Raw genomic sequence first — 21,317 nt, 5'->3', positions numbered from 1 at the left:
GGCCCGAAGGGCGAGCGTAGCGAGTCAAACCTCACGTACTACGTGTACGCTCCGGTTTTTGCGCGCTGTCCGTGTCCAAACTGGCTGCGCCAATAACGCCTGGTGGGATAGGCTCTTAATCAAATACGCCATTAATAATCGCCGTGACCACCGCGGTACTGAGCGCGATCAGCACCAGATTATCCCCAACGATTTTCCACTCATAGCCCGGATAATAAGGTAATTGTCCCAGCATAGACGCCGGCACCGTTTTTTTAGCGATTCCCGGCGGCAGCGGTTTTCCTCTCGCCAGATTTTTCGCAATCCCCGGAGGTAAAGACTGATAACCCGTCAGCCCTAAATTCACTGCCAGTTGCCTGGCGACAGCGTAGCTAATGTCCGACTCGACGTGATCCGGTTTACCGCCATTTTTACGGTGTTCCGTTTTTTGCCCGGCATTTCCTTTATGTCCGTTACCGTTATTACCCTGATTAGCCGCGTTATTACCATGTCCGCCGCCATTGCCATTTCCCGGATTCGCCAGCACAGGCGTAGCGCTCAGGGAAAACGTAATCAACGTCGCCAGGACGGCGGTTAAACCACGACGATTATTCATGATATTGCCCTTCTGATGTGGGATACCATGAAAATAGCGCCCTGCCATAAAAAGAACAACTACATCGATTCTTATTTTAAGCGGGGCTCGCCAACATCAGCTTATCGTATCCAGATAGTCAGTAAAATCAGGATGATTGCTATCAGGACAACCTGATAAAAAATTTTGTCCAACCCTTTTTTTTGCATGGCGTCACCTCGTTATAAAACGATTTGCCAGAGGGCTAAACACAACACCAACAGGCTAATCAGTAAAAATATCAGCGCGATGATTTTATCGGGTGAGCGATTCATCTGGGCGATCCTCAAACATCATTAAAACCACTGGCCAAAGCGTTTGATATAAAAGCGCTTCATGCCTTGCGCCACCAGACAGTAGCTCAATAGTGTCGCCACCAACCACGGGAAGTAGCTCAGTGGCAGCGGCTCCAGTCCAACCATCGCGCCCAGAGGTGAGAATGGAATATAAATGCCTATCGCCATAATCAAGCCGGTCGTCAATAATACCGGCAACGTCGCCCGACTTTGGATAAACGGTATTTTCTGCGTCCTTAGCATATGCACGACCAGTGTCTGCGAGAGCAGACCCTCAATAAACCAGCCGGACTGAAAGAGCGCCTGCGCCTCTACGTTATTAGCTGCAAAGACGTACCACATCAGCGCAAAGGTTGTGATATCGAAAATAGAAGACGTTGGGCCAATCCATAGCATAAAACGGCCAATATTTTTCGCGTCCCATTTCCGCGGCTTACGCAGGAACTCTTTATCCATTTTGTCCCACGGCAACGACAACTGCGAAATGTCGTACATCAAATTCTGGATCAACAGATGAATCGCCAGCATCGGCAGAAACGGAATAAACGCGCTGGCTACCAGTACCGAAAAAACATTGCCGAAATTAGAGCTGGCGGTCATATTCAGATATTTAATGATATTGCCAAAGGTTTCCCGCCCTTTGATAACGCCTTCCTCAAGCACCATGAGATCTTTTTCCAGCAGAATAATATCTGATGACTCTTTAGCAATATCGGCGGCGCTATCGACGGAAATCCCCACATCCGCATCACGAAGCGCGGGCGCGTCGTTGATCCCATCCCCAAGAAAACCAACGGTATGACCATTTTTCTGTAGCGCTTGTAAAATACGCGTTTTTTGTAACGGCGTCAGCCGGGCGAATACTGCGCGTTTCTCCACCTCAGATGCCAGTTCGGCATCTGACATCGCCTCAACCTGGGTTCCGGTCAGGATATCGTGCGTATCAATACCCACTTCCAGACAGATACGCGCCGTCACGACCGGATTATCGCCGGTGAGGACTTTGACCGCCACGCCGTTATCCCGCAACGCGGCAATCGCTTTTCCGGCGCTCTCTTTCGGCGGATCGAGAAAAGTGAGCATCCCTTCGATGGTAAGTTCGGTCTCATCCTCCACACTTAATGTCGGATTGTTCCCGGAACCATCCAGCTTACGTGTCGCTATCAGCAATACACGGAATCCCTGCGCATTGTAATCTTCGGTTTTCGCCAGCAGCAGCTCGCGGCGTGTTTCCGTCAGCGCCACTACACGATCGCCTTCGCGAAGATGGGTGGCTACCATCATCATCTCTTCAACGGCGCCTTTGCAGATCAGGCATCTGTCTCCATGCTGCGTATCCTCCACCAGTACCGATACCCGGCGACGTACAAAGTCGAATGGCAGTTCATCGCGTTTAATGAAGCGCGCTTTTGTCGATGGCGCGATGCGGCCCTCGCCAAAACGCAGTATGGCGCGATCCATCACATTCCGGGCGCCGCTCTGGCTGCTACTATTCAGCCAGGCCAGCATCAATACCCGGCTGCTTTTTACACCGCTCACATCCAGATGATGCTCCAGAAAAATATTGTCCTGGGTTAAGGTGCCGGTTTTATCTGTACACAGCACATCCATCGCGCCGAAGTTTTGAATAGCGTTCAGGCGCTTGACGATCACTTTACGCCGCGACATCGCAATCGCGCCTTTTGCCAGGTTGGAACTGACAATCATGGGCAACATTTCCGGCGTCAACCCCACCGCAACCGCCAGCGCGAACAGCGAAGCCTCTACCCAGTCTCCCTTACTGAAACCATTAATCAGCAGGACAACCGGCACCATGATCAGCATAAAGCGTATCAACAGCCAGCTCACGCTGTTGACTCCGCGATCGAAAGCCGTCTGGGTACGCGTACCCACAATGGATTTCGCCAGCGAGCCGAACCAGGTACGGCTTCCCGTCGCAACCACGACCGCTTGCGCTCTGCCGCTGGTTACATTGGTTCCCATCAGACAGATATTGCCCAAATCTAACAGGCTTTTATCTTTGTCAGGCAATTGCTCGCTGTCTTTACCTGCCACATCAGCCATAACATCGTATTTTTCTACGGGTAATGATTCACCACTAAGAATTGACTGACTGATAAAGAGATCGCGCGACGCCAGCAGTCGGACGTCGGCGGGCACCAGATCGCCTGCGGCCAGAAAAACCACATCGCCCGGCACCAGTTCTTCAATGGGAATCTCTTCCTGCACCGCGCCTATATTGCCCGGCCCACGACGCAACACCGTGGCGGTGGTGCGAACCATCTTTTTCAGCGCCTGTGCTGCTCTGTTAGTGCGAAACTCCTGCCAGAAACGCAATAACCCGCTCAAACTGACCATCGTCAGAATAATCAGCACGCCGGTGAGATCGGTCTCTTCGCCACGGCGTAACGGGAGCCAGTAATCCGTGATGAAACTGACCCCTGCCAGTGCCATCAGAACGTAAATAAACGGGTTATTGAATGCCTGCAGAAGCTGAACCAGCACCGGAGGAACTTGCTCATGCGCCACTTCATTGCGCCCATACACTTTCAACCGTTCGCCAGCCTCTTCTATCGTGAGGCCCTGACGATGGCTGTTCAGCCGCGCCAGTGTCTCCTCCGGGCTATGAAAAGCTTCCGCTTCGATCGGAAATACTTTTTTATGCTGCTTATCATTTTCTGACGCCGGGCGATTGAGTTTCCGGTTTTCAATGTTCATGTCAGTCATGATGAATCCCCAAAATTAAGGTGTAGTGTTTCCTGCATATCACGCCCAGGGAATAGTAAACTCACGATTTGAAGGTGAATGCCCCGGGAGAATTATCTATGCATAAAAAAGGTTATTGCTTACTCACTATTTTGAGTGGGTTTTATTTTATCGACTCGGGAATATCCATCATTCCCTCCTTATACGCCTGGCGTAATGTTGAAATTGAATAAAAACTATTATTGGCTATCAATGCTCCAGTGAATTGCGGTGATATTATCGTTATCACCTATTCTGGATATAATCAGCTCTCGCGTTTTACGATAATCAGCATGACCCACGAGCTCGGCACGAATTTCTTTATAGCCCTGTTCCTGAGCGGGGACCGAACCTAACCCTTGTAAACAGATCGCGGCCTCTTTTACGATATTCAGTAACCACTGACGAACCTCGCTCTCATCTTCTTTATTACAGGTTACTTTCAGGATATAACGTTTTTCTCCCTCGGCGGATACCGGGAGTTGATTTATACGCTGCGCCGCTTCACGCAGTAAAATATTGGCACAAAGAATAATGATCGTCGCCGCCAGCGCATTTTTGAACTGCCCTAAGCCGCATAACACGCCGATGCCCGCCGAACACCATAGCGTTGCCGCAGTGTTCAGTCCGCGCACATTCATCCCTTCGCGCATGATGACGCCCGCCCCCAGAAAGCCAATACCAGAGACAATCTGCGCCGCAATTCTCCCGGGGCTGTCTGGCGATGTCGTCATGGAACTCAGAATAAAAACGGCGGCGCCTGTCGCCACCAGCGCATTAGTGCGTAATCCCGCCATACGTTGACGCCATTGTCTTTCCGCGCCAATCAGCGCGCCCAACAGCATAGCGGCCAGTAAATTCAAAATATAAGGAAACATTAACATACGTTCCTCCATTTTTTCTGGAAGAATAAGTACGTGCTATATTTAGCACACGACAAATTTCTGCCCTGAGGCAATTAGCGTCGTGTTGACGGCGGAGGAAATAAAGCGTGTTTAAACATGAACATGACGATTACCTCGCGACAATGCGCGTGTTGTAACATTATTGGGATGACAATCGTCACAAGGGGAGATTGCTGCCCACCGGTTCGGCAAGCAGCGCAGGAATAGCGTGCGTTAACTTGCCAGATGATTTACGTAAAAGTGACTGTCCAACATATTACTCCTGCATGAATTTGCGCTTATTATAGTCAGTCAATATGTTCTGTAAAGTGCAAAGGCGGGGATAGTGACGATTTGTTTAAGTTTGTTTGATATTTCCTATGGCAAAAAAATGACAATATTATGTCAATAACAGGCTCGTCTGAAATCATTAAACAATAAATTCCTGCTTAATACCGACGATAGCTCTGTTATGATGCCTGCACGTAAAAAAATAAAACAACATGACGAGGAAAAAATGGGTTCCACCAGAAAAGGGATGCTAAACGTCCTGATTGCCGCCGTATTGTGGGGGAGTTCAGGCGTTTGCGCGCAGTACATCATGGAGCAAAGCCGTATGTCGTCACAGTTCCTGACGATGATACGTTTGTTATTCGCCGGGCTGATACTGGTGACATTCTCCTTTATGCACGGCGATAAGATATTTTCAATTCTTAAAAACCGCAAAGATGCCCTGAGTCTGCTGATTTTCTCCGTGGTGGGCGCGCTCACCGTTCAGCTAACCTTCCTGCTCACGATTGAAAAATCCAATGCCGCCACCGCGACAGTGCTGCAATTTTTATCGCCGACCATTATTGTAGCGTGGTTTGCATTAGCGCGAAGAACACGACCAGGCATTCTGGTCTTAACCGCCATTCTTACATCGCTTATCGGCACCTTTTTACTGGTGACTCACGGCAATCCAACATCGCTGTCGATCTCTTCAGGCGCGCTGTTCTGGGGTATCGCCTCCGCATTTGCCGCCGCCTTTTATACGACCTGGCCTTCCAGGCTAATCGCCCAATACGGCACGCTGCCAGTGGTCGGCTGGAGTATGTCCTTTGGCGGCCTTATTCTGCTGCCCTTCTACGCTAAAGAAGGAACGCACTTTGCGGTGAGCGGCAGTCTGATTCTGGCCTTTTTCTACCTTGTGGTGATCGGTACGTCGCTGACGTTCAGCCTCTATTTGAAAGGCGCGCAACTGATTGGTGGCCCCAAAGCCAGCATTTTAAGCTGCGCGGAACCGTTAAGTAGCGCCCTGCTGTCGCTACTGCTGTTGGGGATTAGTTTTACCTTGCCGGACTGGCTGGGCACGCTGCTCATTCTCTCGTCAGTGATTCTGATCTCCCTCGATTCCCGTCGACGCGCGCGGGCCGCTTAACGCCGTTGATAATCACGATGACCGGGCGGAAGAGGGAAAAGTTTAATGGCGCTTTGCCTTAATCTCTTCGTCAGAAAGCCCGGTAATCATCAGCACCATCTCTCGCTCGATCCCCTGTTCCAGCATCGTATGCGCAATACGCAAGGCTTCCTCCTGCTTACCTTGATGTATACCTTGCTGTATGCCTTGTTGCACGCCTTCACGCTTACCTTTTCTGCGCCCCGATTCACGTATTCTGTCTACGATCGTCATTAATCTCTCCTTGTGTTGGGGAACACGACGCGCCACCTCGCGGATAAACTTGCCAAAACGAGGCGTGCTGCCATGCTGTATTAGCAAATAATTAAACAGCGCTTTTAGCTGACTGTCATTAGCGTTTCCCGTAATCAGAAGTACCGCTAAGCGCTCGACCAATCCCATCAGGTCGCGCTGACGTATATGCTTTTGTACCAGCTCCAGCATCGCGATACGTCGATGCTGCATAATCTCGTTATCCGGCACCACCGTAATGTCTACCAGTGGAAATGCCGTCGCATAAAGCTGACGCGCCAGTGCAGGATCGTCAAACTCATCCAGCCAGCACAGCGAAAAGGGATACGGGCTTTTCGCGCCATGGTAAAACAGCATGGGAATCACCAGCGGTAACGTTTTATGGCCAGCATCCAGATGGCGCTGCATCGCGGCAGTCGCGTAACGCATTAACCGGAACGCCATATGCGCGTCTGGCGTACTCTGATGCTCTATAACGACATAGATATAACCGTCGCCTTCACACGTTTTTAGTGACCAAAGGACATCGGAATAAAACGCGCGTAAATTTTTCTCGATAAAACTGTCCGGCGCCAGTTTCAACGTCGTCAGATCGCAACGTATTCTTAGCGAATGGGGAAGATGAATATTGAGAAAATCCCGCGCGGTATCCGGATGGCGTAAAAACGTTTTGAATACCGCATCATGAGGCGTGGACGTGGGGCTTTTTTTCATGGCGATCCGTCACCTGAGGCATAAGATGACGCCACTGTACTCGCCAAAAATACAGACAGCATTCAGGAAAATTTACCCCTGCGAGGAGGCTCGAAAGGGAATCACTGACGGCTGCAATACGTACATTTTTGCCCGGCCTGCTACGCATTATCGACCGGTAGCGTAACGCTAACCGGGCCTACAAATACACGTCATCTGTAGGCCAGGTGAACGCAGCGCTCTTCGGCGATAAATCTCACACCAGCGCTTTGACTATCTCCATCAACCGAATGACCTCTTCGGGGCGCGTATTGCCGGTTTGCGGATCGATAATCGAGCTGTAAACATGCGGCATGACGCGCGGCACGCCTGCTTCCAGGCAGGTTTGCAGGATAATACCGAAATTATCCAGTGAGATACCGCCGGTCGGCTCGATAAGCGTCATGCCGTGGCGGGCAGCGGTTGTCGCCAGCGCATAGAGTTCCGGTAACGACTTTTCGCCGCCCATCGGGAAAAACTTCGCCGCATGTGCGCCCATATCCTGCATCATGCGTACCGCCGCTTCACAGGAAACGCGGGCTGGCGTTCCCTGGCTGCTGCTGACGCCGGTAGAAATCACCACCTCGCCAGGCGTTCCCGTCGGGCTGACCAGGGCGTTAATATGTGTTTGCTCGCCGCCTGTCGCCGCCAGTGCGCCCGCTGCGAAGCCGCTACCGGTAAAGGTCTGGTTAACGTGGGCCGGGTGAGTATGGGCGGCAATCATCGCCGCTTTGTAGTACTGCGCCGGGTCGCCTGCGCCCAGACCCACTGAGATAGACGGCACCTCCGCCATCCAGCGTTTCACCTCCGGCACGCCCTCTTCTACCGTAGCGAACTGCGCGGAAAGTACGCCAATGACCGCATGGCCTTCGGCGGCTTCATAGATAGCCTTCGCGTTGGCGATATCCTTTGCCAGCACGTTAATCGCTACCCGCTGACGATAAAAATTAATCTGCTGCATGTTCTGCAATCTCCCTGAGTCGCGCCACAATCAATGCCATTTCCCCTTCAGCTACCGTGCGTGGATCGAGGCTAAAAACCCCCTGATGAAGCTGATATTTGCGGGCGTAAATCGCTATCTCGCCGCCGCGCAACTGCGCTTCGACGTCCTGCGCGTTCAGCCCCAATTCAGATGCGTTCACCCGCACACGAATACGCCAGATTGCACGCCCGGCCTCATCCTGTTCGATATCGGCATAAAGTCCATGGATGGCGGAAATCGCTTCCGCGACCGGCTGTAACTGTGCTGCGGTCACGGTCGTCTGGCCCTGGTGGTAATTCTCCAGCGCATACACCAGCCCAACCATGTTTTCCTTGCCGATTTTCATTGCCCTGGCAATCCCCTGGTGCTGCGCTTTGCAGGCGGCAATCCACGTTTTCTTACCAGTGATAAAGCCGGAGGTTGGCGCATTAAAGGCTTTCGCGCCGCTATAGATAACCATATCCGCGCCGCTCGCCACCCAGCCGCGCAAATCCTCTTCCGCCGCGGCATCGACAATCAACGGCAGGTGGTTGGCCTGCGCCACCTGTACAAAATCGTCAATGCTCAACATGCCTTTCTGTACGCAATGGTGTGATTTCACATACAGTAGCGCGGCGGTCTTTTCGTTAATGGCGCTTTCCAGTTGCCAGTGGGCCGCCAGATTGCTCGACCCCACTTCCACTATGCGCCCGCCGCCAAGACGAATGGCGCTGGTGACTGGCGCGCCGTAGTCCACATTATGCCCGCGCAGCATCACTACCTCATTGGCCATACCGGTACTGTCCGGCATCAGGGCGACGCGCGCCCGATCGCCGTGGGTGATAGCGGCAGCGACGGCAATGGCAATACCCGCCGAGGCGCACGAGGTGATATAGCTATCTTCAGCACCCGTATAGCGCGATACCAGTTCGCCGGTTTTTTCCACCAGCGCATCAATCTCGACGAAAGCGGAAGCCGCGCGCGCGGTGGCCTGCATGACCTCCGGCGCGACGCTTGAGACGCCCAGAATGGTCATTTTGCCGCAGGCGTTAATGACCTTTTTCAACCCCAGTTGTTGATAGATATTCGGCGTCATGATTTACAGCACTCCCAACAACGAACAGACTATGCTCAGTGCGACAATCGACAGCAAAATGGTGGTGTAGCGCGGCCCTTTTTTTACCAGATAGAAGTAGATGGCGAATACCGCCGCCAGTGGCAGTAAGCCCGGCGCGATAGAGTCGAGGATCTGCTGAACCACCACTTCAGATCCTTTCAAAGCGCTAATTTTTAACGGCGTGGTGATTTTGACGTAGCTGGCGGAAAGCGCGCCCATCATGATCAAACCCAGCACGTTGGCCCCGTAGATCAGTTCTTTGATTCGCCCCCCTTGCAGCAGGCCGATAATCGAATCACGCCCCAGCGTATATCCCTTGTGGACCATGCCGTAGCTGATCGCCAGGGTGATCGCCGGGTAGAGAATCAGCGGGATAATACCGCCCATTGCGCTGCCATTTGCCGCGAACGGAATAAAGATCGCTATCAACAGCGGCATCACCGCCGCCCAGATAATCGAGTCGCCCATCCCGGCAAGCGGCCCCATCAGGCCAGTTTTAATGCCGGTGATAGACGAGTCGTTAATCGGCTCGCCGCGCGTTTTTTGTTCTTCCATGGCAATAGAGATGCCCTGAATCACCGCGCCGAAGGTCTGCTCGGAGTTAAAGAAGTTAAGGTGGCGTTTTAGCGCTTCTACCTGCTCCTCTTTTTGTGGGTAAAGTTTTTTGATGATCGGCGTCATCGAGGCGCAGAAAATCAGGCTTTGTAAGCGCTCATAGGAGCTGGAAACCTCGGCGCCCAGCCAGTAGATAAACCAGGCTTTGGTGATGTCTGCTTTGGTCAGCGCCCCGCTTTCCCGCGCGCGCTCAACCAGTTCATGTTGCATTACGTCACTGCTCATCATGCTGCTCCTTCATTTTTCGCCAGGCCTTTAATCAGGAAGGCGACACAGGTGCCGAAGATGGCCATCGCCATGATGTCGACCTTGAGGTACAACACCGCGAAGAACCCGCCGATAAACCACGGCAACAGGCTCTTTTTACCGATCACCATAATGGTGATGGCAAAGCCCAGCGCCGGCAGAATGCCGCCCATGATTTCAAAGGAGTGGGTTAACCAGTGCGGCATCAGTTTAAGGAAACTTTCCACCACATCCTGGCCAAAGTAGTTAGCGGCAAAGACCACCGGGAAGCGCAGCACCAGCCCCAGCAATGCCGGGTAAAGAAAGGCGCAACGCATGATGCCCGCCATGTTTGCCGTTTCCGCGTGTTTATCCGCCATATGCACCCAGGCGGCATTCAGCGTGCGCCTCAGCTGATCGAGAAACACGCCAATCACGCCAAACGGGATTGCCAGCGCGATCGCCAGGTTTGGGTCCATACCGGCCTTCACCGCGATAGGAATGGAGATACAGGCCGCCAGCGCCGGGTCCGACGGCACGTTGCCGCCCGGCGTTGAGGTCACGCCCAAATAAACGAGCTGCATCCCTGCGCCGATAATCATCGCGGTCTGCATATTGCCAAGCAAAAGCCCGACAAATACCGCGATCACCACCGGTTGTAACAGCATCGCGGAGAAGGTGTAGCCGAGGCGTAAACGGGCAAACCAGTAATACAACCCCATCAGGCTTGCAAAGAGTAAGGTATCCATAGTGTTATCCTATACACTTCATCCTTCAGGCTGCCTCTTTGTTGGCTGCCTTCGCTCACCCCAGTCACTTACTTTAGTAAGCTCCAGGGGATTCACTCAGTTGCCGCCTCGATGCATCCAGAATGATTTTGTGTCTATTAAAGGGTTAGAATTTTTTCAGGATATCGTCGAGCGGCTGCGGCTTATCTTCCGGAATGGTCTGGAAAAATACCTGAACGCCACGGTTTTTCAGGTCGTTAAGAATGCCGACGTCTTTTTCATCCAGCGTAATATTCTGAAAAACCGCCTTGCGGTTTGGCCCGCCGCCGAGACCGCCAACCTGAATGCGGGTAACGTCAAAGCCCAGTTGTATGGCGTCCTGCACCGCTGCCAGTGAGGGAAAAAGCACCAGCACGTTACCGTCGCCAAGCTGATTTTCTTTCCATGCGGCGGCAAAACTCTGGTTGCCGAAGCAATCCACTTTGATATTTGGCGGCGCGGCCATCAGGTAGATATTTTTCATAAACGGATCGGCGTCCAGTTCATCACTCACAACGGCTATCCGGTTCGCCTGAGATTGTCCGACCCACTTCGTGACAACCTGCCCATGAATGAGACGGCTGTCGATGCGGCATAAAACGATATTGGCCATGATGTTTTCCTTAGAGTGATTGTTGTAGCTGACGTACATGGGCGACCACATCCAGGCAGCTACTGCGCCCGGCCTCAACTAACTCGTCCACGCAGGCGGTTAGCATCCCTTGTTCGCGCCTGTCCAGCGCCTCCAGCAGTAGCGACGCATTCAATCCGGCGATCACCGCCACCGGATAATCGGCGCTTAGCCGCGCCGCGACGTTGGACGTTGTGCCGCCGACAAAATCCGTCAGGATCAGCGAGCCTTCCGGCAGCGTTTTCACCACGGCCTCGACGCGTTGATAAAACTCGCCCAGCGTATCGACAGGCATTAGCGCGATTTCCGTCACGCCTTTAATTTCGCCCGTGACCATACGCAGGCTGTTGCAAAGCGGTTGTCCCCAGCCGCCATGCGTCAGCAGCAGGATGTGGGGCAACGGTTGTGTGGTAGTCAAAATGGCCTCCTGGCGCAATTACATGAGGACACCGGCATATATTGCCCGGTGGCACTGCGCTTACCGGGCCTACAGGACACTCCCGGTAGGCCGGATAAGGCGTTTACGCCGCTATCCGGCATAACGCATCATCAGAAGAGCAAAGGTTGTGCCAGAATTTGTGTCACGCGAGGAAGAAGAAAGGTCTGGCGAGGCGCGAAGCCCCGCCAGTAAAAGGATTAACTATAGAGCAGTTCGTAGATATAAAAATATTCCGCATCCGATAAACGGATGGCGTAGGCGTCTTCGATCGGCAGAAAAGCGGATTTGATGACACTAAACGCGCGCGCGTCCAGATTCGGCTGACTTTCCAACGCCATCTGTAACGGTTTTCGGTTAATCACAATACGCTCTACCATACAGCAGCAGTGGATCAGGAAGCGCAGTGTCACCTGGCGGCTTGGTTTCAGGGAAAGCGAAGACGTCAGATGGTTAAAAACGCCCTCCATCTCTTTCAGAATACGCTGCGGGTTAAGCACGGAAATATGGTTGATGATACTCTCCATCGTTAGCGCGCTGATAAAGCGCATGGCGCTGCGCTCCATCTCCAGACGGCGTTCAGCGTTGGACAGATCGGGCGTTAACAGGCTCAACACCAGTTCCGGCCCTTGTTCGGAGAAAAGCTCTTCCAGCGAAATAAACGGAATATCCGGCAGCCCCGGCTGGAAAGTGCCGACAATCCCCGCCAGCCGCTCGCTGGCATTCAATGCCTGCTGAACGCGCTCCAGACTTCGTACCTCGTTATAATCAAGGATCACCATCCTGGTGTCCTGCGACATCAGTTCGCCAAAGCTCTCCTCCAGCACCTTTTTGATTTTTTCCGCCGTTCCCATGCCAGTAATACAGGAGATGACCAGCACTTTGCCGCCGTTCTCCTGCTGCGGCGTACAAAGCTGGCAGGGGATATTTTTACTCTGCAGGAGCGCCGTCAACTGTGGTAAGTCGCTGGTTTCATAGCTTAAATCCAGCCCGACTTCCAGCAGACTGGTCAGCGTGATGTTCGGCATGAGCAAAACATCTATCTGGAATAACTTACTGATCGTACTGCCGAAATGGATCAATGAGCCGATGTCCACCAACAGGATAAGCCGCCGATATTGGCGGGTTTGAATCATTTGGGTCAGCGTTTCCAGCGTGTCATGCACCGACTGTTCAAACGGCATGTCGATGGCGCTGAACAACTCGCGCTCCAGCACGCGGTTGACATATTGCGCCTGACTGGTGGCGGTGGTCGCGCCGTGGGCGATTAAAATAACCCCGCAGTCGGGGCTGGCATCGATGCGCTGACGATAATGGCGGCACTCTTTCAGGAACAGGCATAGCCAGACCACTTCCGTCGCCGGACACTGAATATGCAGCAGTTCGTTGATTTTCCGACACAGCAGCGTGGCGTTGTCATATTCGTCTTTGCAGCGATCCAGGATCAAACTGGAAGAGTAAAGCTGCGGGATCAGGCCGCGCTGCACGTAGCCTATCAGCGCCAGGAAGTGTTTACGCAGTGGGTTAACCAGATTTTCCGGCAGCGAAAATCCCAACACCTGTTCTACGCAGCCAATCAGCAGCGTCACGCGCTCTTCAATCTGGTCGCCATAGCGCGGCGGATGCGCCACGCTGTCGCGGCTGTAGAGACCGTATTCAAAAATCGAGCTGAGTTTATTTTTCAGGATCGCCAGCGTCTCCGCCGGGGGGACGTTACTGTTGCGCAAATTAACATACTCGCGCGTCAGGAAGCTGTAAAAGAGGTCGCTCTCTTCAATTTCCGCCCCGGTCGCCAGCGACGTCTTCAATGCGGGCAGCGTGCGCGCGTCTATATTTAGCCGCGCTTTACCGTCAAACAGAGTATCCACCAATAGACGCTGTTCCGGCGTCGGGTTAACCGACATCTCCGCCAGCCGCTTATCCAGCTGTAGCGTGTCGTTATGCTCGGTCATTCCCGATGCCCACGCCTGAGCGCAGAGAAACTGAATATCGCTTTTTAGCTGACCGATATTGCCTTCCAGGGGTTTATTCAGCAACCAGAGCAACAACGGTTTATCAATGCTGACCGTGCGTTCTATTTTGCGGCTTTCCCGCTGTAAGAACCCCACGATCAGTTCGATCTGTTCTTCAACGGAGCGCTGGCGAATGCCCGGCAAATCAATGCATACCTGAATACGCCGCTGGAAAGTACGTAACAGCGCCGACCCGACCGGCTCGGTAGTGGCGCAAATCAGGCGTACCGAAATTGATCGCGGCTGGCTGCTCACGCCAAGCGGACGGTACTCGCCTTTATCCAGAATAGAGAACAGCTTTTCCTGCCCTTCATAAGACAGACGGTGCACCTCGTCCAGCAGCAGATAACCACCGTCCGCCTGCTCCACGAGGCCTGTTTTATGTTCATTCGCGCCGGTAAACGCCCCCTGCCGATGACCAAACAGATGCGAGGAGAGCAGTTCCGGGTTATGGGCGTATTCCGCGCAGTTAAAGTAGACCAGCGGCGGGATAGCGCCGCTCGCCTGTTCACAGGCGAAACGGTGCATCAGTTCCGCAAAAAAGGTTTTACCGACGCCGGACGGTCCGGTAAGCAGAACGTGTAAACCGTGCGGATAGAGCACCGCCGCACGGCCTTTTTCTACCGCATCGCGCAGGCTGCGATCGTAACCAATCAGGCTGGTAAACGGATCGTCGGGCGCGTAATGCTCTTCATGCGGCAGCACATCCGCCACCGACCGCACCTCGCGTTCAGACTCTTCCAGCTGTCGTCCCAGCAACGTTTCCAGCGCCTGGCGATGCAGAAAATAGACCGGGCGGCCACGGCTTTTGATTGCCAGGCCGTCATTCCATAACTGATTGAGATCTTTGCTGACGGAGTTACGCGCCAGCCCAAGATTGAAACCTATCGCCTCCGCCGTAAACGCCGTCTCCTGCGCCAAATCGGCAAGGCATAGCCCGCGCGTCAGCCGTTCCAGCTCTCCCAGTACGATCTCAATACGTCTCATTACACTACCGCTTACGAAATAAAAGAGTAGTCAGAACATACACTATTCTGCCACGCAAGAAAGTGAAGGCGCAGCGAGAAGCCGCCTTCCCACTTTTGTCTGACTTCAACGCCAACGGATAGCACGCCCCGATGAGTGAACGTCGCACGGTCTACACTTACTCTTGAAAAAGTGCAAACCGATAAGGATACCGTTTATGAAACGAAAAACGCTTCTGCTTATTGCCACACTTGTCGCGCTACCAGGCGTCACGTATGCCGACTCTCCGTTTAGCTCACTCCAGTCGGCGCATGAAAAAAATACGATTTTAAAGGATTTGCGCAAAATGTGTACGCCCAAAGGCGCGCTAACCGATGAAGCCTGGGAGAAAAAAATCATGGCAAGCGAGGGGAACCAGCAGCATATTCGGGAGGCGATGATCGCGATAGAGCGCAACAATCAGCATAACTACTGGCAGGCTCTCGGCAAGGTGGAATGCCCGGAGATGTAGCACAGCTTTTCCGCTTTTTGGTCGCGAAAATGCGGACTGTAACCGGTTTCTGTTCGCCAAAAGCGCGTATTCTGGAGCGAATTTACGCGATCAAGGAGCACGACAATGCGATACCGTTTTCCCGATAACTTCTGGTGGGGCAGCGCCTGCTCAGCGTTGCAAACCGAAGGGGATAGTCTGAATGGCGGTAAAAGCCAGACCACGTGGGATGTGTGGTTCGAGCGCCAGCCGGGTCGTTTTCATCAGGGCATCGGTCCAGCGGAAACCTCAACGTTCTATCGCCACTGGAAGCAAGACATCGCGCTACTGAAACAGTTAAAACACAACAGTTTTCGCACCTCGCTAAGCTGGGCGCGGCTCATTCCAGACGGTGTAGGCGAGGTGAATCCACAAGCGGTGAGCTTCTACAATCACGTCATCGACGAGCTACTGGCGCAGGGCATCACGCCGTTTATTACGCTGTTCCATTTTGATATGCCGATGGTCATGCAGGAGAAAGGCGGCTGGGAAAATCGCGACGTCGTAGAGGCGTTTGGTCGGTACGCGCAAACGTGTTTTACCTTGTTTGGCGACCGCGTGAAGCACTGGTTTACCTTTAACGAGCCGATTGTGCCGGTGGAGGGCGGCTATTTGTACGACTTCCACTATCCCAATGTGGTGGATTTTAAACGTGCGGCCACCGTGGCGTACCATACCGTGCTGGCGCACTCGACCGCCGTGCGCGCCTGGCGCGCCGGGCGCTACGACGGTGAAATCGGCGTAGTGCTGAATCTGACGCCGTCCTACCCACGCTCGCAGCATCCCGCCGATGTGCAAGCCGCGCATCATGCGGATCTGTTATTCAACCGCAGTTTTCTTGACCCGGTATTAAAGGGAGAATACCCGGCGGACTTGGTGGCGCTGCTGAAAACCTATGACCAGTTGCCTGCCTGTCAGCCAGGCGACCGTCAGCTTATTGCCGACGGCAAAATCGATTTACTGGGGATTAACTATTATCAGCCGCGCCGCGTGAAATGCCGTGATACGGCGGTGAATCCGCAAGCGCCGTTTATGCCGGAGTGGTTATTTGACTATTACGACATGCCGGGGCGCAAGATGAACCCTTACCGCGGCTGGGAAATTTACGCGCCAGGAATTTACGACATCATTACCAACCTACGGGATAATTACGGCAATCCGCGCTGTTTTATCTCCGAAAACGGGATGGGCGTTGAGAACGAGCAGCGTTTTGTGCAAGCGGGACAGATTCACGATGATTACCGGATTGACTTTATCTCTGAGCATCTTAAATGGCTGCATAAAGGCATTAGCGAGGGCTGTCACTGTCTTGGCTACCACATGTGGACCTTTATCGATAACTGGTCATGGCTGAACGGCTATAAAAATCGCTATGGTTTTGTACAACTGGATTTAGCCACCCAAACGCGCACGGTGAAAAAAAGCGGAGAATGGTTTGCCGCCACCGCAGAGCATAACGGTTTTGATTAAGCATTTATTATTGCCGGATAACGACTAACGTCGTATCCGGCCTACAAATGGCAGCAATATCAACTCATTGGCGTAATACGGACTTTCGCCGCCACGACTAACGCCGTCAACAGCATCAGACCGCCGGAAAGCGCCAGCGGCGAAAGCAGCCCGAAATTGTCGAGCGCATAACCGCCCACTGCCGCGCCACAGGTATTTGCCAGTTGAATCACCGCGACCTGGATGGAACCGGCTTTTTCCGCCTGATCGGCAAGGGAACGAGTGATCCACGTTGACCATCCCACCGGCACCAGCGCAAACGCCAGTCCCCAGATAATCGCTATTGCCGCCGCCACGGTTTTGTCGCTTCCCCACACAATGAGCGTCAGCGCGCTCAGCGCCAGTAGCAGCGGCGCACCGGCCAGCGCCAGTTTTACCGAACGTTTCAGGACATAAGATGAGAAAGAAGTGCCAACGAAGCTGGCAATACCAAAACTGAGCAACACCAGCGTCAGACCATCAACGTCAAAGCCCGCCAGATTCATATAGACCGGGCGAATATAGGTAAAGAAAGCGAACTGCCCGGCAAAAGACATAAAGATGGCGATCATCCCGGCCATCACGCCAGGGCGTTGCAACAGGCTAAACATATTCTGTTTCTGGTGAGAAGGTTCGCCCGGCAGCGACGGCAGTGATTTCACCACCCAGATGACGCACAGTACGCCCATCACCGCAGCGGCGTTAAAGACATTACGCCAGCCAATAATACCGCCCAAAAAACTGCCCAGCGGCGCGGCGATCACTAACGCGATGGAAACCGCGCCAAAAATCACCGACAGCGCTTTCGGCACGGTACGCGCGGGAACCAGTCGCATGGTCAGCGACGCCGACATCGCCCAGAATCCGCCCAGCGCCAACCCAAGACAGGCGCGGCCCAGCAACAGCAGCGTAAAGCTGCTGGCAAAGGAGACCATCAGACAAGAAGCCGTCAGCAAAACGGCGAACAGAATAACGATATAACGCCTGTCGGTCGCCTGAATAATCTGGGTAATGAACAGGCTGGAAAACATCGCGACAAACGCCGTAACGGTGACCGACTGACCAGCGACGCCCTCGGAGATCCCCAGATCCTGCGCCATCGGCGTCAACAGACTAACGGGCAAAAACTCAACGGTAATCAGGCAGGCGACACAAAACGCCACGGCAAAAACGGCTGACCAGTTAGGCCTGGCAACCCCATCAGCGCGGAATTTTTCTGCGATATTTTCATTCATTGTGGTCACCTGCGTCGTTTTAGTGCGGAAAATCCACGCAGTGTAACATTACAAAATGTGATCTGATTAACGTTTTAGCAACTGACATTGTTGCGCTGCATTTTGCGAGGCTGGTCGAGCGTTGAGAATTATCTTCTCTCGCTGCGTGCAAAACCAAAAGGTAAGACATAGTGTATCACCTGGTGCTATACTTTAGATTACAAGATGTCAACCTGATGCGAATCTTCAAAACCAGGTGGTTTAACAGAGAAGCGAAGTCCCACACGATAAAAGACGACGAGTTAAGCGAGGCCATCAACGCCGTACTGCAAGGAAAAGCAGATAATCTTGGCGGCGGAGTTTATAAAAAACGTCTCAATCAAAACCGCGATCGCGCAATCGTGTTGGCAAAGGGAGGCGAACATTGGTTTTACACCTTCCTGTATGCCAAACAGGATATGGCCAACATTAGCTATCGCGAACTCGCGGGTTTCCGTGAGTTAGCAAAACACTATGCTTGCCTGACCGAAGATCAGATAACGGCACTCATTAATAACAAAGAACTGGTAGAGGTGCGCCATGTCAGCAAAAACTAAATTCAAAAGCCCTGCCTTTGAAGCGATTCATAGCGCGGCATCTGGATTATTTAGCGTGGATGCCATTCCCCAGGAGACAATGCGCAGTTTTGACACGACCTGCTTAAGCAGCATCAAAGACCTGCAGCCACTTGAAATAAAAGCGTTACGAGAAGAACTCAACGTTAGCCAGCCGGTTTTCGCTCGGTACCTGAATACCAGCGTATCAACGGTTCAAAAGTGGGAAAGCGGCGCCAAGCGTCCCAGCGGGATGTCACTGAAACTACTTAATGTTGTCCAAAAACACGGGCTAAAGGTGCTGGTATGAGGGTTTTACCGATGGTCTGTTAAGGCTAAGTCGGATGTCTGGGGGTGGGCAAAGTTAAAATGTCCGCTAAGCGCCAACAGCAGACGCTGCTCACTTTATCAATCATCGGGAAAGATTAATGAGTACTATAAGTTGTTAATCGACAGTATCATGGTTTTATGAATCAATTGATGGGCGTTATGACATGGATATTAATGAGTTTCCACCGGGAGTAATTGAACACCTTGGCTGGTATGTGTATCGATTAATTGATCCAAGGGACGGAAGTACCTTCTACGTGGGGAAGGGAAAAGGCAATCGTGTATTTGCTCATATGCGCGGTGAGGTCGCAGCAGTGGATGATGATGAGTTACTTAGTAACAAGCTCAAGCAACTTCGAGAGATAAGATTAGCTGGTCTTGAGGTCATTCATGTTATTCACCGACACGGTATAGCTGATGAAAAGACCGCTTACGAGGTTGAAGCCGCCCTTATAGACGCCTACCCCGGTTTAACTAATATCATGAACGGTGCTGGCAGTAATGAATATGGTGCTGCACACATCAAAGAGTTAATCGCCACATACCAACCTGAAACAATTGTATTCCAACATAAAGCCCTGATGATCTCTGTTAACAGAAGTTCAAAAGATGTGGACCTTTATGATGCCGTACGTTTTAGCTGGCGGGTCAGCGTTGAGCGTGCCCGTAAGGCTGAAGTTATATTGGCTACAGTGAAGGGAATCGTAAGGGGTGTATATGTCGCTGATGAGTGGCTCAAATCTACCCGTGAGAATTTCCCAGAGATATCCTCATGGGATGAAGACGAGGAGTTTGAAGCTACTCAAAATTCCCGCTTTGGATTTCGAGGAAAAGTAGCGCCACCTGCGATAGCACAGCTTTATCTCGGTAAAAAGATTCCAGAGGATCTTAGAAAGAAAGGTGCGATGTCTCCTGTGAGATATTCTCCTGGTTTCGATTTCTAAAGAGTCTGTCAGTAATTCTGTATAACTTTAAAGGTGATCGCTCAGGTGGTCACCTAACTTGAGAATAAAACGACTCACCGCCAGTTTTGGATCGGCATACTCCATTTTTTCGAACGTAGCGACAATTTCGCGCGGGGTCATCCCTTTAGTCAGTTCCGCCGCAAGAGCTTTGAGTTTCTTTTCATCTATAATTTGCCTGTCCCGTTGTTGAAATGAGCACTTCAACAACGGGTAATTAAACAAATTTAATAACAGTCTCAGACGGGATTGTTTTCCGGGTGGAGACGATTCATACGATAATGGGTGCAGGAAGCCTCTACAACTTCCTGCCCGTTTGACGGGAATTGCACTATACTGACTCACCAAAGCCATCAGCAAATGCAGATTTTAATTCATCCATAAAAGCCAGTTCATCCTGTCCATCACAAATTAAATCAATCATTGTGTTTCCCTTTACGCCAGCCCCCAAAATACTCATCATTCCTTTAATGGGAATTTCTTTGTCATTATTAACTAGCGTTAATGAAGACTGGTATTTTTTGACAATTTTCGCAAGTGTAGCGGCTGGCCGCGCATGAAGCCCCGTACTGTTCATAACGCGTACTGTTTGTCTAATCATATATTTTCCTTAAGAGACTTTGCGGAATGCTGAGTGATGTTTATTCATCATCTTAATTTTAGAATAAACATCATCCTCAACTGCCTGTTTTGCGTTCGCCATGACACGTGCCAGATTAGCCTCGTTGTTATTATTTACCCAAGCCTTACCGACAGTAGTAATAAAGGCTTTACGCAAATCACTCGCAATATTCACTTTGGCTACTTTGTAATTAACAAAGCTGCGAAGAATATCCGTGTCAATACCAGAACCTCCATGAATAACCAAAGGTACCGGACTGACAGACGCGATGCGTTGTAATAGCGGGATATCAATGCGTGGGATATCTTCAAGACCATGTACATTACCAATTGACACTGCCAGCATGTCGCACCCTGTCTCCTCAACAAAGCGCTGAACCTTCTCAGGTTCAGTTTTGCAGTCAGCCTCGCTGACATGATCATCTTCCTTACCCAGAATAGCGCCTAATTCCGCTTCGACGGGAACACCAAATGATTTACAGAAATCGACAGCTTCTCGGGTAAATGCAATATTTTCTTCGAACGGTAGCGCCGCGCCATCAATCATTACTGAGGTAAATCCGGCCCGGACAGCCTGCTTAACATCTTCCAGAGTTTTCCCATGATCCAGATGCAGGCTGACAGGAATATCCATTTTGTCGGCATGTCGCTTAACTATTTCATAAATGTAATCGTAACCTGAAAGCTGTGCATTAGTAGGAGCAATTTGAATAAAATTGGGCAATCCGGAACGTTCTATTGCATTAAGAATGGAAATTGTTGTCTCCAGGTTCGTTGTATTAAATGCCCCCGCAAGGACATGTTTTTCCTGAATACAATTAAGCAGGATCCTACCATTAACTAAAGGCATATTAACTCCAGATATTTATGTGAGCAGTGTAAGTAAATTA

At 51.9% G+C, this 21,317-nt stretch carries 22 protein-coding genes; 6 read left to right on the top strand and 16 right to left on the bottom strand.

The genetic code is table 11. The annotated features are described in order from the left end of the window. Nucleotides 1–115: 115 nt before the first annotated feature. The 5 genes from cigR to QEN32_RS00375 form a co-directional block, all read right to left on the bottom strand. Nucleotides 116–595 (bottom strand): anti-virulence regulatory inner membrane protein CigR, encoded by a 480-nt coding sequence (gene cigR / locus QEN32_RS00395; protein WP_001065324.1) that lies wholly within the window; start codon nucleotides 593–595, stop codon nucleotides 116–118. 101 nt (nucleotides 596–696) lie between these two features. After that, a complete protein-coding gene (mgtU, locus tag QEN32_RS00390; protein WP_251009859.1) occupies nucleotides 697–783 on the bottom strand; it encodes a magnesium transporter protection protein MgtU in 87 nt (28 codons plus the stop codon). Nucleotides 784–795: 12 nt separating this feature from the next. Continuing rightward, on the bottom strand, nucleotides 796–888 hold the full coding sequence (gene mgtR / locus QEN32_RS00385; RefSeq protein ID WP_001082118.1) for a protein MgtR: 93 nt from the start codon (nucleotides 886–888) through the stop codon (nucleotides 796–798). A 21-nt stretch (nucleotides 889–909) separates the two neighbouring features. Next, nucleotides 910–3,636, bottom strand: a complete 2,727-nt coding sequence (gene mgtA, locus QEN32_RS00380) for a magnesium-translocating P-type ATPase (protein WP_094913579.1) — start codon at nucleotides 3,634–3,636, stop codon at nucleotides 910–912. A gap of 218 nt (nucleotides 3,637–3,854) precedes the next feature. Then, nucleotides 3,855–4,550 carry an MgtC family protein gene (locus tag QEN32_RS00375; RefSeq protein ID WP_000392700.1) on the bottom strand — a complete coding sequence of 232 codons (696 nt, stop codon included), beginning with the start codon at nucleotides 4,548–4,550 and terminating at the stop codon, nucleotides 3,855–3,857. Between the two features lie 505 nt (nucleotides 4,551–5,055). On the opposite strand from QEN32_RS00375, the gene QEN32_RS00370 reads away from it, so the two are divergent. Then, a complete protein-coding gene (locus tag QEN32_RS00370; RefSeq protein WP_000535970.1) occupies nucleotides 5,056–5,958 on the top strand; it encodes an EamA family transporter in 903 nt (300 codons plus the stop codon). 42 nt (nucleotides 5,959–6,000) lie between these two features. Here the strand turns inward: QEN32_RS00370 and QEN32_RS00365 are convergent, their stop codons facing one another. The 8 genes from QEN32_RS00365 to dagR form a co-directional block, all read right to left on the bottom strand. Beyond that, entirely contained in the window at nucleotides 6,001–6,942 is a 942-nt protein-coding gene (locus QEN32_RS00365; protein ID WP_000749540.1) for an Rpn family recombination-promoting nuclease/putative transposase, read from the bottom strand. 235 nt (nucleotides 6,943–7,177) lie between these two features. Beyond that, nucleotides 7,178–7,921 carry a 2-dehydro-3-deoxy-phosphogluconate aldolase gene (locus QEN32_RS00360; RefSeq protein ID WP_001186148.1) on the bottom strand — a complete coding sequence of 248 codons (744 nt, stop codon included), beginning with the start codon at nucleotides 7,919–7,921 and terminating at the stop codon, nucleotides 7,178–7,180. Further along, nucleotides 7,908–9,017: a D-glucosaminate-6-phosphate ammonia lyase gene (gene dgaE, locus QEN32_RS00355; protein ID WP_000188466.1), complete on the bottom strand. Its 1,110-nt coding sequence runs from the start codon at nucleotides 9,015–9,017 to the stop codon at nucleotides 7,908–7,910. The genes QEN32_RS00360 and dgaE overlap by 14 nt, the downstream gene beginning before the upstream one ends. Before the next feature lie 3 nt (nucleotides 9,018–9,020). After that, nucleotides 9,021–9,881, bottom strand: a complete 861-nt coding sequence (locus QEN32_RS00350; RefSeq protein WP_001526325.1) for a PTS system mannose/fructose/sorbose family transporter subunit IID — start codon at nucleotides 9,879–9,881, stop codon at nucleotides 9,021–9,023. Beyond that, the gene (locus tag QEN32_RS00345) at nucleotides 9,878–10,627 is read right to left on the bottom strand and encodes a PTS sugar transporter subunit IIC (protein ID WP_000380259.1); all 750 of its coding nucleotides are present in this window, start codon (nucleotides 10,625–10,627) and stop codon (nucleotides 9,878–9,880) included. The genes QEN32_RS00350 and QEN32_RS00345 overlap by 4 nt, the downstream gene beginning before the upstream one ends. Before the next feature lie 145 nt (nucleotides 10,628–10,772). Beyond that, on the bottom strand, nucleotides 10,773–11,258 hold the full coding sequence (locus tag QEN32_RS00340; protein WP_001284295.1) for a PTS system mannose/fructose/N-acetylgalactosamine-transporter subunit IIB: 486 nt from the start codon (nucleotides 11,256–11,258) through the stop codon (nucleotides 10,773–10,775). 10 nt (nucleotides 11,259–11,268) lie between these two features. Next, a complete protein-coding gene (locus QEN32_RS00335; protein WP_000214106.1) occupies nucleotides 11,269–11,694 on the bottom strand; it encodes a PTS sugar transporter subunit IIA in 426 nt (141 codons plus the stop codon). A 218-nt stretch (nucleotides 11,695–11,912) separates the two neighbouring features. Then, the gene (gene dagR / locus QEN32_RS00330; RefSeq protein WP_001252672.1) at nucleotides 11,913–14,711 is read right to left on the bottom strand and encodes a transcriptional regulator DagR; all 2,799 of its coding nucleotides are present in this window, start codon (nucleotides 14,709–14,711) and stop codon (nucleotides 11,913–11,915) included. 196 nt (nucleotides 14,712–14,907) lie between these two features. Here dagR and QEN32_RS00325 point away from each other — a divergent pair, with 196 nt between their 5' ends. Next, on the top strand, nucleotides 14,908–15,201 hold the full coding sequence (locus tag QEN32_RS00325) for a YicS family protein (protein WP_000824217.1): 294 nt from the start codon (nucleotides 14,908–14,910) through the stop codon (nucleotides 15,199–15,201). A gap of 105 nt (nucleotides 15,202–15,306) precedes the next feature. Then, the gene (locus QEN32_RS00320; RefSeq protein ID WP_001270479.1) at nucleotides 15,307–16,689 is read left to right on the top strand and encodes a glycoside hydrolase family 1 protein; all 1,383 of its coding nucleotides are present in this window, start codon (nucleotides 15,307–15,309) and stop codon (nucleotides 16,687–16,689) included. 59 nt (nucleotides 16,690–16,748) lie between these two features. On the opposite strand, the gene nepI is transcribed toward QEN32_RS00320, so the two are convergent. Then, entirely contained in the window at nucleotides 16,749–17,942 is a 1,194-nt protein-coding gene (gene nepI / locus QEN32_RS00315; protein ID WP_001004806.1) for a purine ribonucleoside efflux pump NepI, read from the bottom strand. Between the two features lie 215 nt (nucleotides 17,943–18,157). Between nepI and QEN32_RS00310 the strand changes: the two genes are divergently transcribed. The 3 genes from QEN32_RS00310 to QEN32_RS00300 all read left to right on the top strand — a co-directional run bounded on the left by QEN32_RS00310 (nucleotide 18,158) and on the right by QEN32_RS00300 (nucleotide 19,788). Further along, nucleotides 18,158–18,517 carry a type II toxin-antitoxin system RelE/ParE family toxin gene (locus QEN32_RS00310; protein WP_001217953.1) on the top strand — a complete coding sequence of 120 codons (360 nt, stop codon included), beginning with the start codon at nucleotides 18,158–18,160 and terminating at the stop codon, nucleotides 18,515–18,517. Further along, nucleotides 18,501–18,824, top strand: coding sequence for a DNA-binding transcriptional regulator (locus tag QEN32_RS00305; RefSeq protein ID WP_001274846.1), 324 nt, complete (start codon nucleotides 18,501–18,503; stop codon nucleotides 18,822–18,824). Before QEN32_RS00310 ends, QEN32_RS00305 begins: the two co-directional genes overlap by 17 nt. Nucleotides 18,825–19,008: 184 nt before the next feature. Further along, a complete protein-coding gene (locus QEN32_RS00300) occupies nucleotides 19,009–19,788 on the top strand; it encodes a hypothetical protein (RefSeq protein WP_000353908.1) in 780 nt (259 codons plus the stop codon). Nucleotides 19,789–20,137: 349 nt separating this feature from the next. On the opposite strand, the gene QEN32_RS00295 is transcribed toward QEN32_RS00300, so the two are convergent. Together QEN32_RS00295 and QEN32_RS00290 are read right to left on the bottom strand one after the other, a co-directional pair. Beyond that, on the bottom strand, nucleotides 20,138–20,407 hold the full coding sequence (locus QEN32_RS00295; protein ID WP_000621109.1) for an HPr family phosphocarrier protein: 270 nt from the start codon (nucleotides 20,405–20,407) through the stop codon (nucleotides 20,138–20,140). Between the two features lie 9 nt (nucleotides 20,408–20,416). Next, the gene (locus QEN32_RS00290; protein WP_265322183.1) at nucleotides 20,417–21,277 is read right to left on the bottom strand and encodes a class II aldolase; all 861 of its coding nucleotides are present in this window, start codon (nucleotides 21,275–21,277) and stop codon (nucleotides 20,417–20,419) included. Between the last annotated feature and the right edge of the window lie 40 nt (nucleotides 21,278–21,317).

Source organism: Salmonella sp. SA14318, assembly GCF_029866905.1.
Classification (GTDB): domain Bacteria; phylum Pseudomonadota; class Gammaproteobacteria; order Enterobacterales; family Enterobacteriaceae; genus Salmonella; species Salmonella enterica.
Note: the sequence above shows the minus strand (reverse complement) of the source record. Positions and strands in the feature narration are given on the sequence as shown.

What these genes read in the sequence shown, in the direction of transcription:
- cigR (WP_001065324.1), bottom strand. Translation starts at nt 595, where the DNA reads ATGAATAATCGTCGTGGTTTAACCGCCGTCCTGGCGACGTTGATTACG.
- mgtU (WP_251009859.1), bottom strand. Translation starts at nt 783, where the DNA reads ATGCAAAAAAAAGGGTTGGACAAAATTTTTTATCAGGTTGTCCTGATA.
- mgtR (WP_001082118.1), bottom strand. Translation starts at nt 888, where the DNA reads ATGAATCGCTCACCCGATAAAATCATCGCGCTGATATTTTTACTGATT.
- mgtA (WP_094913579.1), bottom strand. Translation starts at nt 3,636, where the DNA reads ATGACTGACATGAACATTGAAAACCGGAAACTCAATCGCCCGGCGTCA.
- QEN32_RS00375 (WP_000392700.1), bottom strand. Translation starts at nt 4,550, where the DNA reads ATGGAGGAACGTATGTTAATGTTTCCTTATATTTTGAATTTACTGGCC.
- QEN32_RS00370 (WP_000535970.1), top strand. Translation starts at nt 5,056, where the DNA reads ATGGGTTCCACCAGAAAAGGGATGCTAAACGTCCTGATTGCCGCCGTA.
- QEN32_RS00365 (WP_000749540.1), bottom strand. Translation starts at nt 6,942, where the DNA reads ATGAAAAAAAGCCCCACGTCCACGCCTCATGATGCGGTATTCAAAACG.
- QEN32_RS00360 (WP_001186148.1), bottom strand. Translation starts at nt 7,921, where the DNA reads ATGCAGCAGATTAATTTTTATCGTCAGCGGGTAGCGATTAACGTGCTG.
- dgaE (WP_000188466.1), bottom strand. Translation starts at nt 9,017, where the DNA reads ATGACGCCGAATATCTATCAACAACTGGGGTTGAAAAAGGTCATTAAC.
- QEN32_RS00350 (WP_001526325.1), bottom strand. Translation starts at nt 9,881, where the DNA reads ATGATGAGCAGTGACGTAATGCAACATGAACTGGTTGAGCGCGCGCGG.
- QEN32_RS00345 (WP_000380259.1), bottom strand. Translation starts at nt 10,627, where the DNA reads ATGGATACCTTACTCTTTGCAAGCCTGATGGGGTTGTATTACTGGTTT.
- QEN32_RS00340 (WP_001284295.1), bottom strand. Translation starts at nt 11,258, where the DNA reads ATGGCCAATATCGTTTTATGCCGCATCGACAGCCGTCTCATTCATGGG.
- dagR (WP_001252672.1), bottom strand. Translation starts at nt 14,711, where the DNA reads ATGAGACGTATTGAGATCGTACTGGGAGAGCTGGAACGGCTGACGCGC.
- QEN32_RS00325 (WP_000824217.1), top strand. Translation starts at nt 14,908, where the DNA reads ATGAAACGAAAAACGCTTCTGCTTATTGCCACACTTGTCGCGCTACCA.
- QEN32_RS00320 (WP_001270479.1), top strand. Translation starts at nt 15,307, where the DNA reads ATGCGATACCGTTTTCCCGATAACTTCTGGTGGGGCAGCGCCTGCTCA.
- nepI (WP_001004806.1), bottom strand. Translation starts at nt 17,942, where the DNA reads ATGAATGAAAATATCGCAGAAAAATTCCGCGCTGATGGGGTTGCCAGG.
- QEN32_RS00310 (WP_001217953.1), top strand. Translation starts at nt 18,158, where the DNA reads ATGCGAATCTTCAAAACCAGGTGGTTTAACAGAGAAGCGAAGTCCCAC.
- QEN32_RS00305 (WP_001274846.1), top strand. Translation starts at nt 18,501, where the DNA reads ATGTCAGCAAAAACTAAATTCAAAAGCCCTGCCTTTGAAGCGATTCAT.
- QEN32_RS00300 (WP_000353908.1), top strand. Translation starts at nt 19,009, where the DNA reads ATGGATATTAATGAGTTTCCACCGGGAGTAATTGAACACCTTGGCTGG.
- QEN32_RS00295 (WP_000621109.1), bottom strand. Translation starts at nt 20,407, where the DNA reads ATGATTAGACAAACAGTACGCGTTATGAACAGTACGGGGCTTCATGCG.
- QEN32_RS00290 (WP_265322183.1), bottom strand. Translation starts at nt 21,277, where the DNA reads ATGCCTTTAGTTAATGGTAGGATCCTGCTTAATTGTATTCAGGAAAAA.